The organism is Salinivibrio sp. PR5 (assembly GCF_001996085.1).
Lineage (GTDB): Bacteria > Pseudomonadota > Gammaproteobacteria > Enterobacterales > Vibrionaceae > Salinivibrio > Salinivibrio proteolyticus.
This window is the reverse complement of sequence record NZ_MUFK01000039.1, coordinates 16631-30937: the sequence shown is the minus strand read 5'-3', so window position 1 is coordinate 30937 and position 14307 is coordinate 16631. Positions and strand designations below refer to the sequence as shown.

Annotated in this window: 12 protein-coding genes; 7 read left to right on the top strand and 5 right to left on the bottom strand. The window is 51.1% G+C overall.

All coding sequences use genetic code 11. From position 1 onward, the window contains the following. Positions 1–427 precede the first annotated feature (427 nt). The 3 genes from hemG to BZG82_RS13010 all read right to left on the bottom strand — a co-directional run bounded on the left by hemG (position 428) and on the right by BZG82_RS13010 (position 3157). Positions 428–973 carry a menaquinone-dependent protoporphyrinogen IX dehydrogenase gene (hemG, locus tag BZG82_RS13020; RefSeq protein WP_069586515.1) on the bottom strand — a complete coding sequence of 182 codons (546 nt, stop codon included), beginning with the start codon at positions 971–973 and terminating at the stop codon, positions 428–430. A 20-nt stretch (positions 974–993) separates the two neighbouring features. Further along, positions 994–2451 carry a TrkH family potassium uptake protein gene (locus BZG82_RS13015; protein ID WP_069586516.1) on the bottom strand — a complete coding sequence of 486 codons (1458 nt, stop codon included), beginning with the start codon at positions 2449–2451 and terminating at the stop codon, positions 994–996. 67 nt (positions 2452–2518) lie between these two features. Next, a complete protein-coding gene (locus BZG82_RS13010) occupies positions 2519–3157 on the bottom strand; it encodes a YigZ family protein (protein ID WP_077766018.1) in 639 nt (212 codons plus the stop codon). Between the two features lie 209 nt (positions 3158–3366). Here BZG82_RS13010 and fadB point away from each other — a divergent pair, with 209 nt between their 5' ends. The 3 genes from fadB (at position 3367) to acuI (ending at position 7873) form a co-directional block, all read left to right on the top strand. Continuing rightward, on the top strand, positions 3367–5544 hold the full coding sequence (gene fadB, locus BZG82_RS13005; RefSeq protein WP_077766017.1) for a fatty acid oxidation complex subunit alpha FadB: 2178 nt from the start codon (positions 3367–3369) through the stop codon (positions 5542–5544). 16 nt (positions 5545–5560) lie between these two features. Further along, positions 5561–6724 (top strand): acetyl-CoA C-acyltransferase FadA, encoded by a 1164-nt coding sequence (fadA, locus tag BZG82_RS13000; RefSeq protein WP_077766016.1) that lies wholly within the window; start codon positions 5561–5563, stop codon positions 6722–6724. Between the two features lie 156 nt (positions 6725–6880). Beyond that, positions 6881–7873, top strand: a complete 993-nt coding sequence (gene acuI, locus BZG82_RS12995) for an acrylyl-CoA reductase (NADPH) (protein ID WP_077766015.1) — start codon at positions 6881–6883, stop codon at positions 7871–7873. A 131-nt stretch (positions 7874–8004) separates the two neighbouring features. On the opposite strand, the gene BZG82_RS12990 is transcribed toward acuI, so the two are convergent. After that, positions 8005–8331, bottom strand: a complete 327-nt coding sequence (locus tag BZG82_RS12990; protein WP_077675904.1) for a hypothetical protein — start codon at positions 8329–8331, stop codon at positions 8005–8007. Between BZG82_RS12990 and tusA the strand changes: the two genes are divergently transcribed. Then, positions 8330–8578, top strand: a complete 249-nt coding sequence (tusA, locus tag BZG82_RS12985; RefSeq protein ID WP_077766014.1) for a sulfurtransferase TusA — start codon at positions 8330–8332, stop codon at positions 8576–8578. The two genes, BZG82_RS12990 and tusA, sit on opposite strands and share 2 nt — an antisense overlap. Before the next feature lie 33 nt (positions 8579–8611). Here tusA and BZG82_RS12980 read toward each other — a convergent pair whose 3' ends face one another. Continuing rightward, on the bottom strand, positions 8612–9172 hold the full coding sequence (locus tag BZG82_RS12980) for a TMEM165/GDT1 family protein (protein ID WP_077663445.1): 561 nt from the start codon (positions 9170–9172) through the stop codon (positions 8612–8614). A 376-nt stretch (positions 9173–9548) separates the two neighbouring features. Between BZG82_RS12980 and glyQ the strand changes: the two genes are divergently transcribed. From glyQ to BZG82_RS12965, 3 genes are all read left to right on the top strand, one after another. Next, positions 9549–10460, top strand: a complete 912-nt coding sequence (glyQ, locus tag BZG82_RS12975; protein WP_077766013.1) for a glycine--tRNA ligase subunit alpha — start codon at positions 9549–9551, stop codon at positions 10458–10460. A gap of 9 nt (positions 10461–10469) precedes the next feature. Further along, complete coding sequence (glyS, locus tag BZG82_RS12970; RefSeq protein ID WP_077480200.1) at positions 10470–12539, top strand: glycine--tRNA ligase subunit beta; 2070 nt, start codon at positions 10470–10472, stop codon at positions 12537–12539. Between the two features lie 341 nt (positions 12540–12880). After that, positions 12881–14134: a valine--pyruvate transaminase gene (locus BZG82_RS12965; protein ID WP_077766012.1), complete on the top strand. Its 1254-nt coding sequence runs from the start codon at positions 12881–12883 to the stop codon at positions 14132–14134. Positions 14135–14307: the final 173 nt, after the last annotated feature.

The window sequence follows — 14307 nt, the reverse complement described above, 5'->3', positions numbered from 1 at the left end:
ATCGAATAAATCTTTTTGTCTATTCTCAACGAGTGCCCACACAGATTGCATAGGTCAAATTGTTAAAGAGCGTTGACTTGCGAAGCGTTGCTTCGCTCGGTCAGGGCTGCGTATATTACTCGCCTTGCCGATGAAGTCAAGAAGAAATTTTATCTTTTTGTTGATGCCAACCGGCGAAAACAAAACCTCTTTTTGACTTCCCTAACGCGTTGTCGGCGTTAAGTAGGTGGGCTATCTTAATCATTTAAAAACTGACGTCAAGCGTTTATTTTTATTTGATTTTTTGCCCCGACATGGCCGATGAGCGCTTGCCCTGTGTGCCGTGTCGATGGAGGCGCATTATAGAGAAGTTGCTCACCTTGGCAAGAGGGAAAAGCGACTTTTTTTAGAAAAAGCCGCTGTTCGGTCAAACAATCAGCGTTATGGCCTAAAAGCGGGCAAATTGCTCGCTGAATTCCGCCACTTTACGCCAATCCGTGTATTCCACTTCCTTGGTCGTGTCCGTTTCCCCACCCGTAATATGCATGATAAAGCGAATCATCACTCGATCGAACCATTTATAGCGTGGGTAGTAGAGTGCGCCCGCAAACACACCATGCAGTTCAGGGGTCCATGGTGACTTCTCGATAAACTTACGGCTATAAGCGCTGGTCTCTGGTGTGTCTTTGCCCGGTTTACGCGCAGTGAGATTGACACTAAAGAATGCAGCTTTCGCCGCTTTGAGCTGTTCAACATGCGTATTGATAAATTGGTACAGCTTTTTATTAAAGTGGCCATATCGGATAGACGCGCCAATCAGCACGCGATCATAATGACTGAGATCGACCTGAGGAAGCTGATGAATATCCTTTATCTCACACTCCGCCGACTCACCCAGCTGCTTCTCGATAAAATGCAGGATCTTCTTGGTCTGCCCTTCTCGACTAGAGTGCAGTAGTAAGACTTTTTGCGTTGCGTCCTGTTGCGCGCTCATGTTCTCTCCTTCCCCATCGGCTAGCTGCGCCAGAATGTGGGCGTAAATAAAACCAATAACGTGAATATCTCTAAACGGCCAAAAAGCATCGCGAGGATCAATACCCATTTGGCCGTATCATTAATATCACCAAAGTGAGCGGCCACTTCTCCGAGTCCCGGCCCTAAGTTATTGAGGGTCGCAGCAACGGCAGAAAAAGCAGTTAACTCCTCAATCCCCGTCGCAATTAAGGCCAACATGCAAATGACAAAGACCAGCGCGTAAGCTGAGAAGAATCCCCATACGGCATCGACCACTTGTTGCCTTAGCGCCTTATTCCCGACTTTGATGGTATAGACCGCGCGAGGGTGCACTAGCCGTTTTAGCTCCCGTGTTCCTTGCAGAGATAGCAGCAGAATACGGATCACCTTCATCCCGCCACCAGTTGAGCCAGCACAGCCACCAATAAACGATGAAAACAAGAGTAAGACTGGAAGGAACAACGGCCAATGGGCGAACGTCGTCGTGGTATAGCCAGCAGTGGTCGAGATAGAGACAGACTGAAACAAGGCTTGGGTTAATGTCTCTGTCGGACCGTCGTACACTTGGTGCCCGCTTAGCATGGTAAAGACCACCAGCCATAACAAGAACTGAATCACCAAAAAGGCACGAAACTCAGGGTCACGGAGATAAAATTTAATGTTCAGACCATTATTGGCAAACGCGGCAAAATGCAACGAGAAATTACATGCAGAGATGAGCAGAAAGACAACCGTGATCAGGTTGATGGCGGTGCTATCAAAATGTCCGATACTGGCATCATGGGTCGAAAAGCCCCCAATCGCTACAGTCGAAAAACTGTGCCCAATTGCATCAAAGGCTGACATACCGGCTAGCCAATAGGCCAACGCACAGCTCACGGTCAAGGTCAGATAAATGTACCAAAGCACCTTGGCTGTCTCGGCTATTCGCGGTGTCATCTTGGTATCTTTGACAGGACCAGGGATTTCCGCGCGATAAAGCTGCATTCCCCCGATACCGAGCACAGGCAGAATCGCGACCGCTAACACAATGATCCCCATGCCGCCGAGCCATTGTAGCAATTGACGATAAAACAAAATCGCTTTGGGAAGCTCATCCAGTCCCACAATCACGGTTGCACCCGTTGTGGTTAAGCCTGAAAAAGATTCAAAAAAGGCTTCGCTGACGGAGAGATCGGGTTGCTCCGAGAGTATCAAGGGTACCGCGCCCGCGCTGCCAATCACCGTCCAAAACAAGACCACAATCAAAAAGCCGTCACGGGCTTTTAGCTCATGTTTATTGCGACGGTTTGGAAACCATAGTAACCCACCGCCGGCAAGCAATAGAAAGAAGGTCAGTACAAAAGGATAACCTGCACCGTCTCTATATATAAACGCGACCAGCGCTGGTGCGAGCATGGTTATGCTAAACAGGGCCAGTAATAAGCCGACGATGCGGGTGATGGAACGAAATTGCATAGCCTGACGTGGCCCTCTTATCGGCGACAGTATTCAACTGACGTCTCGTCGTTACACGTAAAGCAGGCTAGGTGCCTGACGTTGATTCATTTTCCAGCGGAGACACATAGGCCTGACCGCGGGTCTGGTTTTTTAATGCTTCTAGAAAATCTGCGACAAATCGTGCGTCAATACGCACGGTTAATCGCACATTATGACTGAATTCTGCATCAAGCTGAACGCCGTGGTATTGCTTGAGTAAGGATTCAATTGTATCAATGTGAGCATATTCACAGCTTAAGACATAAGGAACCGTGACAGCGATTTCTCGCGTTTCCATCATCGCCAACGCTTGTTGCACACTACTTCCGTATGCTTTCACCAAGCCACCGGTACCCAGCTTTACCCCACCGAAGTACCGCACCACTACCGCGCAAATTTCACCGACATTCGCACCAGAAAGCTGCGCGAGCATGGGCTTACCCGCCGTACCTGCAGGTTCACCATCATCGCCACATCCCCACTGCACGGAGGATTCAGGCCGACCCGCGACGAATGCCCAACAGTGATGACGTGCATCTGGATAAGTCTCACGGAGTGATTGAATAAATTGTTTGGCGTCTTCTTCTCCTTGCGTATGAGCAAGGTAGGTAATGAAGCGACTTTTCTTTATCTCCTGCTCACAGCGGACTGTTTGAGCAGGAACCCGATAGGGAGTGATGGACATACACAGCTCGACCCAATACTTTTCCCCGTCAGTCTACCATAGCCCATCAGAGAATAACGCAGTGTAAAGCTTCTACTCACACCACATATTTTAAACATTCGTTTAACTTTTGGTTGTCATTTATTATAACAATGATCCACACTAGGTCGCATCTGGTCTAACCAGAACACTCTTCAACCAGGATGGTACTGCCAACGTGGAGAACGACCATGATCTACCAAGGAGATAACCTTTCAGTTCGTGCATTGGATAACGGCATTGCAGAACTGACGCTGGACAGCCAAGGTTCTGTCAACAAACTGGATCTTGCAACGCTAGAAAGCTTAAACGAAGCGCTGGAAGCGCTTGCGGGCCAAGACATTAAAGGCTTACTACTCACCTCAGCCAAATCAGCCTTTATTGTAGGCGCGGATATCACAGAATTTCTCGGCCTGTTTGCCAAGCCAGATCAGGAACTGTCTGACTGGGTGGCGCGTGCTAACGCTATTTTTAACCGCTTGGAAGACCTACCTTTCCCAACAATCAGTGCCATTAACGGCCATGCTCTTGGCGGTGGTTGTGAGTGCGTACTCGCCACTGACTTACGCGTGGCGAGCACTGACGCCCGTATCGGCCTACCTGAAACCAAACTAGGTATTATGCCGGGCTTTGGGGGGACAGTTCGTTTGCCACGTCTTGTTGGCGCGGATACCGCAATGGAGCTGATTACCGCAGGAAAAGATAAGCGCGCCAGTGCTGCGTTGAAAGAGGGGCTGGTCGACGCAGTGGTAGAGAGCGACAAACTGCGTGATGCCGCGATAGCCATGCTTACTCAAGCCATTGAAGGCAAGATTGATTGGCAAACTCGCCGCCGTCAAAAACAACAACCTTTAGCCCTTAATCGTACCGAAGCGGCGATGAGCTTTACCATGGCCAAAGGCATGGTCGCTCAGGTTGCGGGTAAGCATTACCCCGCCCCGATAGCGGCCGTAAAGGCGATTGAAGAAGCCGCAAGCTTTGGACGTGATGAGGCGCTTGAGGTTGAGAACCGTTACTTTGTTAAATTGGCCAAGACTGACGTTGCCAAAGCCCTCGTGGGCATTTTCCTCAATGACCAAGTCATTAAGGGCAATGCAAAGAAAGCTGCCAAACAAGGTAAAGATACGCAGCGTGGAGCTGTGCTCGGCGCAGGCATCATGGGCGGCGGCATTGCCTATCAATCGGCACTGAAAGGCGTGCCGGTAATGATGAAAGACATCGCGCCCCAGTCATTGGAACTGGGCATGACGGAAGCGACCAAGTTGTTGAATAAGCAACTTAGCCGCGGTCGCATTGATGGCTTTAAAATGGGCCAAGTGCTGTCGTCAATCACCCCAAGCCTCCACTATGCGGGCATTGAGCATAGCGATGTCGTGGTCGAGGCTGTAGTCGAGAACCCGAAAATCAAAGCGAGCGTGCTCAAAGAAGTCGAAGCGCTAGTCAGTGACGACACGGTCATTGCGTCCAACACCTCTACCATTCCAATTAACACCCTCGCCAAGTCTTTGGCCCGCCCAGAAAACTTCTGTGGCATGCACTTCTTTAACCCGGTTCATCGCATGCCATTAGTGGAAGTGATTCGTGGCGAGAAAACCTCTGATGAAACCATCGCGCGCGTGGTGGCTTACGCCGCCAAGATGGGTAAGTCGCCCGTGGTCGTCAACGACTGCCCCGGCTTTTTCGTCAACCGCGTATTGTTCCCCTACTTCCATGCCTTTAGCTTACTACTGCGTGACGGGGTGGACTTCCAGCGCATTGACAAAATCATGGAAAAACAATTCGGCTGGCCGATGGGTCCTGCCTATCTGCTTGACGTGGTCGGTATCGATACCGCACATCATGCGCAGGCAGTGATGGCAGAAGGCTTCCCAGACCGCATGAGTAAGTCTGGCCGCGATGCCATTGATGTGATGTTTGAGGCCGAGCGCTTTGGTCAGAAAAATGGCAAAGGCTTCTACCGCTACACCACAGACAAAAAAGGCAAGCCGAAAAAAGAAGCTGACGAAGCAGTCCCTGCGTTGCTCGCACCCGTGATTGAAGGGGGTCAAGCAGAGATCAGTGACGAGGATATTATCGCTCGTATGATGGTGCCGATGATCAACGAAGTCGCCCGCTGCTTGGAAGAAAACATCATTGCCTCTCCGGCAGAAGCAGACATTGCTTTGGTTTACGGCATCGGCTTCCCTCCATTCCGAGGCGGTGCCTTCCGCTACGTGGATACCTTGGGTGTCGAAAACTATGTCGCCATGGCAGAAAAGTTTGCGGATCTCGGTGCCTTGTATCACGTCCCCGCTGATATGAAACGTCGAGCTGGCGACAAACAGGCTTATTTTGATGTTACACCGGTCAACGCACCGCAATCAGCCTAAGTTTAAGGAGAGAACAATGAACAATGTAGTGATCGTTGACTGTATCCGTACCCCCATGGGCCGTTCGAAAGGCGGTGTATTTCGCAACGTCCGCGCTGAAGATCTATCCGCGCATCTGATGAAATCTCTGCTGGCACGCAACCCTGCGGTAGAAAGCACCAGCATCGAAGACATCTACTGGGGCTGTGTACAGCAAACGCTCGAGCAAGGTTTTAATATTGCCCGTAATGCGGCACTCCTTGCTGGCATTCCACATAGCGTGGGTGCAACCACCGTCAACCGCCTGTGTGGCTCGTCGATGCAGGCACTGCACGATGCAGCTCGCGCGATTATGGTGGGTGACGGTGATACCTTCATCATTGGCGGGGTTGAGCACATGGGTCATGTTCCCATGAACCATGGCGTCGACTTCCACCCAGGGCTGTCAAAATCCGTCGCCAAAGCCGCCGGTATGATGGGGCTCACCGCAGAAATGCTTGGCCGTATGCACGGCATTAGCCGTGAAATGCAAGATGAGTTTGCGGCGCGCTCCCATGCCCGCGCGCATGCCGCTACCGTTGAAGGCCGCTTTAAAGACGAGATTGCACCGATTGAAGGCCACGATGCCGATGGCCTGCTCACCTTGGTGGAAAATGATGAAGTGATTCGTCCAGAGACCACCGTAGAGAGCCTCGCCGGTTTGCGTCCCGCCTTTGATCCGGCAAACGGCACAGTGACAGCAGGTACTTCATCGGCCCTTTCCGATGGTGCGGCAGCGATGCTGGTGATGAGCGAAGAGAAAGCCAAAGCGCTAGGCCTGCCAATTCGTGCTCGCATCCGCGCGATGGGCGTTGCAGGTTGTGATCCATCCATCATGGGCTATGGCCCGGTCCCAGCGACCAAAAAAGCGCTCAAACGTGCGGGCCTAAGCATCGATGACATTGACTTGGTCGAACTGAATGAGGCATTTGCTGCCCAGTCTTTACCTTGTGTGAAAGATCTCGGCCTGATGGATAAAGTAGATGAAAAGGTTAACCTCAATGGTGGTGCCATTGCGTTAGGTCATCCATTAGGGTGTTCAGGCGCACGCATCTCGACCACCTTGTTACATCAAATGGAGCGTCAAGATGCGACAATAGGTTTGGCAACCATGTGTATTGGCTTAGGCCAAGGGATTGCCACCGTGTTCGAGCGCGTGTAATGCCTTCCTCGTGACCATGAAAGAGCGGTGTTTACCGCTCTTTTTTTTCGGTTGCGTCTAACGACGTTCAATCGCATAGTGATTGACGTAACGCAAGTGGTTGCTTATTCGCTCGGCCTAGTATGGCCGCTCACTTATTCCAACCGGGAGAATGCCATGTTTAACGCGCTTGTCCTCGAACAACACGAAAAACAAACCCTCGCGAAGATCACCTCACTCGATGACGATTTGCTGCCTGATGGTAATGTCACCATCAATGTTGATTTCAGTTCTCTCAATTATAAAGACGGCCTAGCCATCACCGGCAAAGGTAAAATTGTTCGCCAGTTCCCCATGGTGCCAGGAATCGACTTTGCGGGCACGGTTGCCGATAGCCAGCACCCTGACTATATGCCCGGAGACAAAGTAGTGCTGACTGGCTGGGGCGTCGGAGAGTCACATTGGGGTGGCATGGCCGAGAAAGCGCGTGTTAATGGCGACTGGCTCGTTCCCCTCCCTGAGGGCCTCACTGAGCAACAGGCCATGATGGTAGGTACCGCTGGGTTTACCGCCATGTTATGTGTGCAAGCCTTAATCGATGGCGGCGTAACACCTGAAGATGGTCCTGTGTTAGTCACCGGCGCGAGTGGCGGTGTTGGCTCTGTCGCGGTCACTTTATTACATGCTTTAGGCTATCGTGTCAGTGCAGTCACAGGCCGACTTGAAGCCAATCAAGCGTGGCTTAAACAACTAGGCGCTGACGACGTGCTACCGCGTGAGTCCTTCAGCGCACCCGGTCGCCCTCTGGACAAGCAACAGTGGGCTGGCGCGATTGATACCGTGGGCAGTCAAATGCTCGCCAATGTCCTCTCACAAATCCAGTACGGGGGGACGGTCGCCGCATGTGGCCTTGCCGGCGGTTTCGATTTACCCGCAACTGTGATGCCGTTTATTTTGCGCAATGTGCGATTGCAAGGTGTTGACTCCGTTTCTTGCCCGAAAGCGCAACGTCAAGCTGCGTGGCAGTCACTCACCAAGCTACTCCCAGCCAGTTACTTTGAACAGGCATGCCACACTATCGCACTGGCGCAAACCCCAGAATATGCGGATAAAATTATTCAGGGCGAGGTGAAAGGCCGCGTGGTGATTGATATTGCTCACCAAGGCTAATTCACGCAACAAGGCCAATCTTTGTTACAGGTTGGCCTTTTTTTGGTGACGTACAGACAAAAAAAATCCCGCTCCGAAAGCGGGGAAGCCCAAGAAAACTGGGAGTGAGTGTAGCTGTTGAGTGAGTTAGCCTAGTCAGGCTGCGAACGTGGTGTCGAAGTGGCTAAGGTTTCTACCAATAGCCCCAGCGCTGCAGCGCAAATTGCTAGTGTTGCCAAGAGAGCGTGCTCATGACTTTGCGTTAATTCCCAAAAAGCGAGTCCGCTCAGCCCTGTGTAAGCAGCGATACGGTGTCCATAAGCTAAGCCTAATTTGCCCGTTTGTGCTTTTCTCATGACCTCGCCTTTCGTTAACGACTTGTTAATTAATCTACACATTCTTTTTACAAACACAACCCTGTTTGAATAATTCCTCGCCATAAGTATGATCAGACCGACATTTTTCGAGGTATTTAACATGACTGCCCCTTTTGACCATGCCGATCTCCAACTTGATGCCATAGGCCTACGCTGCCCCGAGCCCGTAATGATGGTGCGTAAGCGTATCCGCCATATGGATGACGGTCAGACCTTACTGATCTCCGCGGATGATCCCTCCACCACGCGTGATATCCCGAGTTTTTGTCGCTTTATGGACCATACCTTGGTCGCAGCCCAAACAGAGACCGTGCCGTTTCAATTTTTGATCAAAAAAGGGCTGGCATAACGCCAACCCTTACTCATTCATCATTGTCTTGCGCTAACTCAGTAGATACCAGGTATCAAGGACAGCCAACGCCGCAAACATGGCTGCGGCGAGCGCCCGTACCACCGCAAATGGCACATGACGCTGAATTCTATCACCCGCCAGCACCACGGGGACATTGGCCAACAACATGCCAATGGTTGACCCAATCACCACAATCCAAAGCGCATCATTAAACTGAGCGCCCAATGCTGTGGTTGCGATCTGAGTTTTATCGCCGATTTCTGCAACAAAAAAGGCACTGAAGCTCGCCCAGAAAGCGCTTTTACCCTGAATCCCTTCTTCCTCAAGCTTGTCAGGGATCAGCATCCATACCGCCATCACGCTAAAACTGATGATCAAAACAATATGCAATACGGTATCGGTCAGTATATCGGCAGCGACCACCCCGAGCCAGGCGGCAATGGCGTGGTTGACTAACGTCGCCACGAAAATAGCAAAGATAATCACCGCGGGTTTACGAAAACGTGTCGCTAACGCCAGCGATAGTAGTTGGGTTTTATCCCCGATTTCCGCCAAAGTGACGGTGGAGATAGAAATAGCAAGAACGCTCATGACATTGCTCATCCGGGGCAGGGCTTATTATGATTCAACCACGACAACACACACGCCCCACCCCGGTTCGTGCGATTGTCGTTGGTCTCGTCAAGCCCAGAGCACCTAATGGCAGGCTTGCAATCACCATGAAGATTTTGCTTCAACTGTGTTGATGATTGCCCCACTGACTGTGCAGTGGTCGACTACTCCCCAAGACGGCGCTAGTGTACGATTTGAACAATCGCTTGGCAACTTCTATTCCTCCTCCCCCTACACGCAAAAAATAAGCGAATCAAAGGCGCACAAAAATCCGCCAGCCCCCTACTGCTTGAGCGCGCTGCGAGTTATAATTGCCAGCTATTTTCTCCATTCATCAACTCGCGCGAACCTGACAATGCATAAATTCGATATCAAAACCTTTCAGGGTATGATCCTCGCGCTGCAGGATTATTGGGCCCAGCAAGGCTGTACCATTGTTCAGCCGCTAGACATGGAAGTGGGTGCAGGTACCTCCCACCCAATGACATGCTTGCGTGCACTTGGTCCAGAGCCCATTGCAGCGGCTTACGTTCAACCTTCTCGTCGTCCTACCGATGGGCGTTATGGCGAGAACCCGAACCGTCTGCAGCACTACTACCAGTTTCAAACCATCCTGAAACCGTCACCCGATAACATTCAAGAGCTGTATTTAGGCTCGCTGCGTGTGCTGGGTATTGATCCAGAAGTCCACGACATTCGCTTTGTGGAAGATAACTGGGAAAACCCAACGCTTGGCGCTTGGGGCCTCGGCTGGGAAGTCTGGCTGAACGGGATGGAGATCACTCAGTTTACCTACTTCCAACAAGTCGGCGGATTGGAATGTAAACCGGTCACTGGTGAGATTACCTACGGTATCGAACGTCTGGCGATGTACATTCAAGAAGTCGATTCTGTGTATGATCTGGTTTGGACCGATGGTCCATTTGGCAAAGTTACCTACGGCGATATTTTCCACCAAAACGAAGTGGAGCAATCGACCTACAACTTTGAACACGCTGATGTTGATTTTCTGTTCCGCTACTTTGACCAGTGCGAAGCCGAAAGTACCAAGCTACTGGATCTCGAGCAGCCGCTCCCTTTGCCTGCTTACGAACAGATCCTAAAAGCCGGTCATGCGTTCAACCTGCTGGATGCGCGTAAAGCCATCTCAGTGACTGAACGTCAACGCTATATTCTGCGCATTCGCACACTGACTAAACGTGTCGCCGAAGCCTACTACGCATCTCGCGAAGCGCTGGGCTTCCCGATGTGCCGAAACACCAAATAAGGGAGCATCATGGCAACGCAAAATTTCCTGATTGAGCTCGGCACTGAAGAGCTACCACCCACAGCCTTGCGCACCTTGGCTGAAGCTTTTGCCAGCCAATTCGACGCACAATTGAAAGACGCTGATCTGAGCCACCAAGGCATTACTTGGTATGCCTCCCCACGCCGCTTAGCACTTAAAGTGGCGGCGTTGAGCGATCGCCAGCCAGATAAAGTGGTTGAGAAACGCGGACCTGCGGTCAGCGCCGCCTTTGACGCAGATGGCAACCCCACCAAAGCGGCCATGGGTTGGGCGCGCGGTAACGGGATTGACGTGAGCGAGGCCGAGCGCCTAAAAACCGATAAAGGTGAATGGTTGCTGTATCGTCAACACGTACCCGGTCAAGCCATCGACGCCTTATTGCCGGTACTGGCCGACAACGCCCTGAGCAAACTGCCTATTCCTAAACCCATGCGCTGGGGTGACAAAGACACCCAGTTTATCCGCCCAGTGAAAACCTTGGTGATGCTGTATGGGGACACCTTGATTGAAGGCACCATCCTTGGCGTGGCGTCCAATCGCGTGATTCGCGGTCACCGCTTTATGGGTGAATCGAGCTTAACGCTGGATCATGCCGACCAATACCCAGAGCGTCTTGAGCGTGAAGGTAAGGTCATGGCCGATTATGAAAAGCGTAAGGCATTGATTATTAAAGATGCCAAAGCAGCAGCTGCCGCGGTTGGTGGGATGGCTGAGCTGGATGAAGACTTGGTTGAAGAAGTCACCTCACTGGTGGAATGGCCAGTGGTACTGACTGCCTCTTTTGAGGACAAGTTCCTTAAAGTGCCATCAGAAGCGCTGGTGTACACCATGAAAGGCGACCAAAAGTACTTCCCGGTTTATGACGCTAACGGCGAGCTACTGCCCAAGTTCATCTTCGTATCTAACATTGAATCGAAAGATCCGGCGCAGGTTATCTCAGGGAATGAAAAAGTCGTGCGTCCTCGCCTCGCGGATGCTGAGTTCTTCTTTGATACTGACCGCAAGCGCCCATTGATTGATCGCCTGCCAGAGCTAGATAGCGCGGTATTCCAAAAGCAATTGGGTACCATCAAAGATAAAACCGATCGCATTACTGCACTCGCAGGACAGATTGCAGAGCGTATCGGCGCCGACAAGTCACACACTGAGCGCGCAGGCCAACTGGCTAAGTGTGATCTCATGACCTCGATGGTGTTTGAATTCACTGAAACCCAAGGCGTGATGGGCATGCACTATGCGCGTCATGATGGCGAGCCTGAAGCCGTAGCGCTGGCACTGAATGAGCAATACTGGCCGCGCTTCGCCGGTGATAAGCTACCTACCACACCGGTCTCCTCAGCACTCGCGATGGCTGACAAAATGGATACCATCGTGGGCATCTTTGGTATTGGTCAAGCACCTAAAGGCAGCGACCCCTTCGCCCTGCGTCGTGCCGCGTTAGGCGTTCTACGTATTATCGTCGAGAACGGCTATCAGCTTGATCTTGTCGACCTCATCCGTGATGCCAAAGCTCAGTACGATGACCGTCTGACTCACAAAGAGGTAGAGGCGGATGTCCTCGACTTTATGCTAGGTCGTTTCCGCGCTTGGTACCAAGATATGGGCTATAGCGTGGATATCATCCAAGCGGTGTTGGCACGTCGTCCAACCAAGCCTGCAGACTTTGACAGCCGCGTGAAAGCGGTGTCGCACTTCCGCAGTCTTGAAGAAGCCGAAGCACTCGCCGCGGCCAACAAGCGTGTAGGCAATATCTTGGCCAAGTATGACGGCGAGCTCCCTAGCAGCGTCGATACAAGCTTGCTACAAGAAGACGCTGAAAAAGCATTGGCGGACGTGGTCGCTGAGAAAGTCGCTGCGGTTAAACCTTTATTTGCTGACAGCGATTATCAAGGCGCGTTGACCGAGCTGGCGCAATTGCGCACACCGGTTGATACCTTCTTTGATAACGTGATGGTCATGGCAGACGATCCTGCACTGAAAGCCAACCGTTTGGCGATGCTTCACCTTATCCGTGAGCAGTTCCTCAACGTGGCAGATATTTCTGTTCTACAGAAGTAATTATCAGCAAAACACGACTCAGCCCCGCTATGACGCGGGGCTTTTTTATTGCATCAAGGTGTATCTACTCTTAACGCCTCACCCGTGATTATCTCTCTCCCTATCCGATCCATCGCATGATTGTCGACGCACCCTCATGGTTTCACGTGGAACAATCAGCGCCTAAATCACTGCTGCAATGGTTCCGTCAAGGTGTACCGATAACGTAACAAGTCCGTCAATCGAACGCCCTATTGATTATCCAATAACGAGCTCTCGATACTTTCTTTTGCACAATAGATTGTTGTATGTTGATGGCTGTTTAACCATAACAACAACACCGAACCTTGAAGGCAGTAACCATGGAAGTCACTCACTTTGGCGAGAAGCTCGCTAACCACTCAGGCATCACGCAACTAATGGACGATCTGAATGATGGCTTACGTAACCCAGACGCCATTATGTTGGGTGGCGGCAACCCTGCAGCCATCCCAGAAATGCTTGAGTATTTTAAAACGCTTAGCCAGTCAATGTTGGAAGATGGCAGTCTATTACATGCCATGACCAACTATGATGGCCCCCAAGGTAAATCGGCATTGCTCAACGCGCTCGCTGAACTTCTTAATCAGACCTATGGCTGGCAACTCTCAAGCAAGAACATCATGCTGACCAATGGCAGCCAAAGTGCATTCTTCTATCTGTTTAACCTATTAGCTGGACGCTACGCCGATGGTAGCCACAAAAAAATCTTGCTGCCCCTTGCGCCTGAATATATCGGTTATGGTGACGCCGGCATCAACGACGATATCTTTGTTAGCTACCAACCTGACATTGAATTATTGGATAACCGCCAATTCAAATACCACGTCGACTTCAGTCGCCTAACGATTGATGAAAGTATTGGCGCCATCTGTGCTTCCCGCCCGACTAACCCGACCGGGAACGTGTTAACCGATAACGAAATTCAACAACTGGACCAACTCGCACGCGACAACAATATTCCACTAATCATCGATAACGCCTATGGCACGCCTTTCCCGGATATTATTTTTGAAGACGTTGCACCGTTCTGGAATGACAACACCATCCTCTGCTCGAGCCTCAGTAAGCTAGGGTTGCCGGGTGTGCGTTGTGGGATAGTGATTGCGAATGAAGCCGTGATCAGTGCGATGTCAAATATCAACGGCATCGTCAGCCTGTCGCCAAACAGTGTGGGGCCAGCAATGGCACTAGCGATGATAGAACGTGGTGATCTATTACGCTTAAGCAAAGACGTCGTTCGTCCTTTCTACCAACAAAAGTCACAGCGCACCTTAAAGATGGTGCTGGAGACCATTAACGATGAGCGAGTTCGTGTTCATAAGCCAGAAGGAGCGATTTTCCTGTGGCTCTGGTTTAACGAGCTCCCAATCTCTACCCAAGAGTTATATAAACGCTTAAAGGCCCGCGGTGTACTTGTTGTCCCCGGAGAGTATTTCTTTATTGGTGTGGAGCACGAAGGCTGGGATCATGCTAAACAATGTATTCGCATGAACTATGTCCAAGAAGATGATGCCATGCAACAAGGTATAAAAGTGATTGCCGAAGAAGTCGCGCGCGCCTACAACGAAGGATAAATGTTGGTTTCACGTGGAACATAGGTACACGCATGTTCCACGTGAAACCTTCCATTAAACCTCTCGCAATGGGAAAATGCGCCATACCATTTCCCTTCTCGCTTCTATCTAACCTGACCTTCTTCTGCTGACCGACTACTTTTTCCTTTCATCAGCTTAAGCCCTAATTATCG

Excerpts from the sequence above, each read along its gene's own strand:
- BZG82_RS13015 (WP_069586516.1), bottom strand. The coding sequence starts at position 2,451 with ATGCAATTTCGTTCCATCACCCGCATCGTCGGCTTATTACTGGCCCTG.
- BZG82_RS12965 (WP_077766012.1), top strand. The coding sequence starts at position 12,881 with ATGGAAGTCACTCACTTTGGCGAGAAGCTCGCTAACCACTCAGGCATC.
- BZG82_RS12990 (WP_077675904.1), bottom strand. The coding sequence starts at position 8,331 with ATGTTAAATACCTCGAAAAATGTCGGTCTGATCATACTTATGGCGAGG.
- tusA (WP_077766014.1), top strand. The coding sequence starts at position 8,330 with ATGACTGCCCCTTTTGACCATGCCGATCTCCAACTTGATGCCATAGGC.
- BZG82_RS13010 (WP_077766018.1), bottom strand. The coding sequence starts at position 3,157 with ATGTCCATCACTCCCTATCGGGTTCCTGCTCAAACAGTCCGCTGTGAG.
- glyS (WP_077480200.1), top strand. The coding sequence starts at position 10,470 with ATGGCAACGCAAAATTTCCTGATTGAGCTCGGCACTGAAGAGCTACCA.
- fadB (WP_077766017.1), top strand. The coding sequence starts at position 3,367 with ATGATCTACCAAGGAGATAACCTTTCAGTTCGTGCATTGGATAACGGC.
- fadA (WP_077766016.1), top strand. The coding sequence starts at position 5,561 with ATGAACAATGTAGTGATCGTTGACTGTATCCGTACCCCCATGGGCCGT.
- acuI (WP_077766015.1), top strand. The coding sequence starts at position 6,881 with ATGTTTAACGCGCTTGTCCTCGAACAACACGAAAAACAAACCCTCGCG.
- hemG (WP_069586515.1), bottom strand. The coding sequence starts at position 973 with ATGAGCGCGCAACAGGACGCAACGCAAAAAGTCTTACTACTGCACTCT.
- glyQ (WP_077766013.1), top strand. The coding sequence starts at position 9,549 with ATGCATAAATTCGATATCAAAACCTTTCAGGGTATGATCCTCGCGCTG.
- BZG82_RS12980 (WP_077663445.1), bottom strand. The coding sequence starts at position 9,172 with ATGAGCGTTCTTGCTATTTCTATCTCCACCGTCACTTTGGCGGAAATC.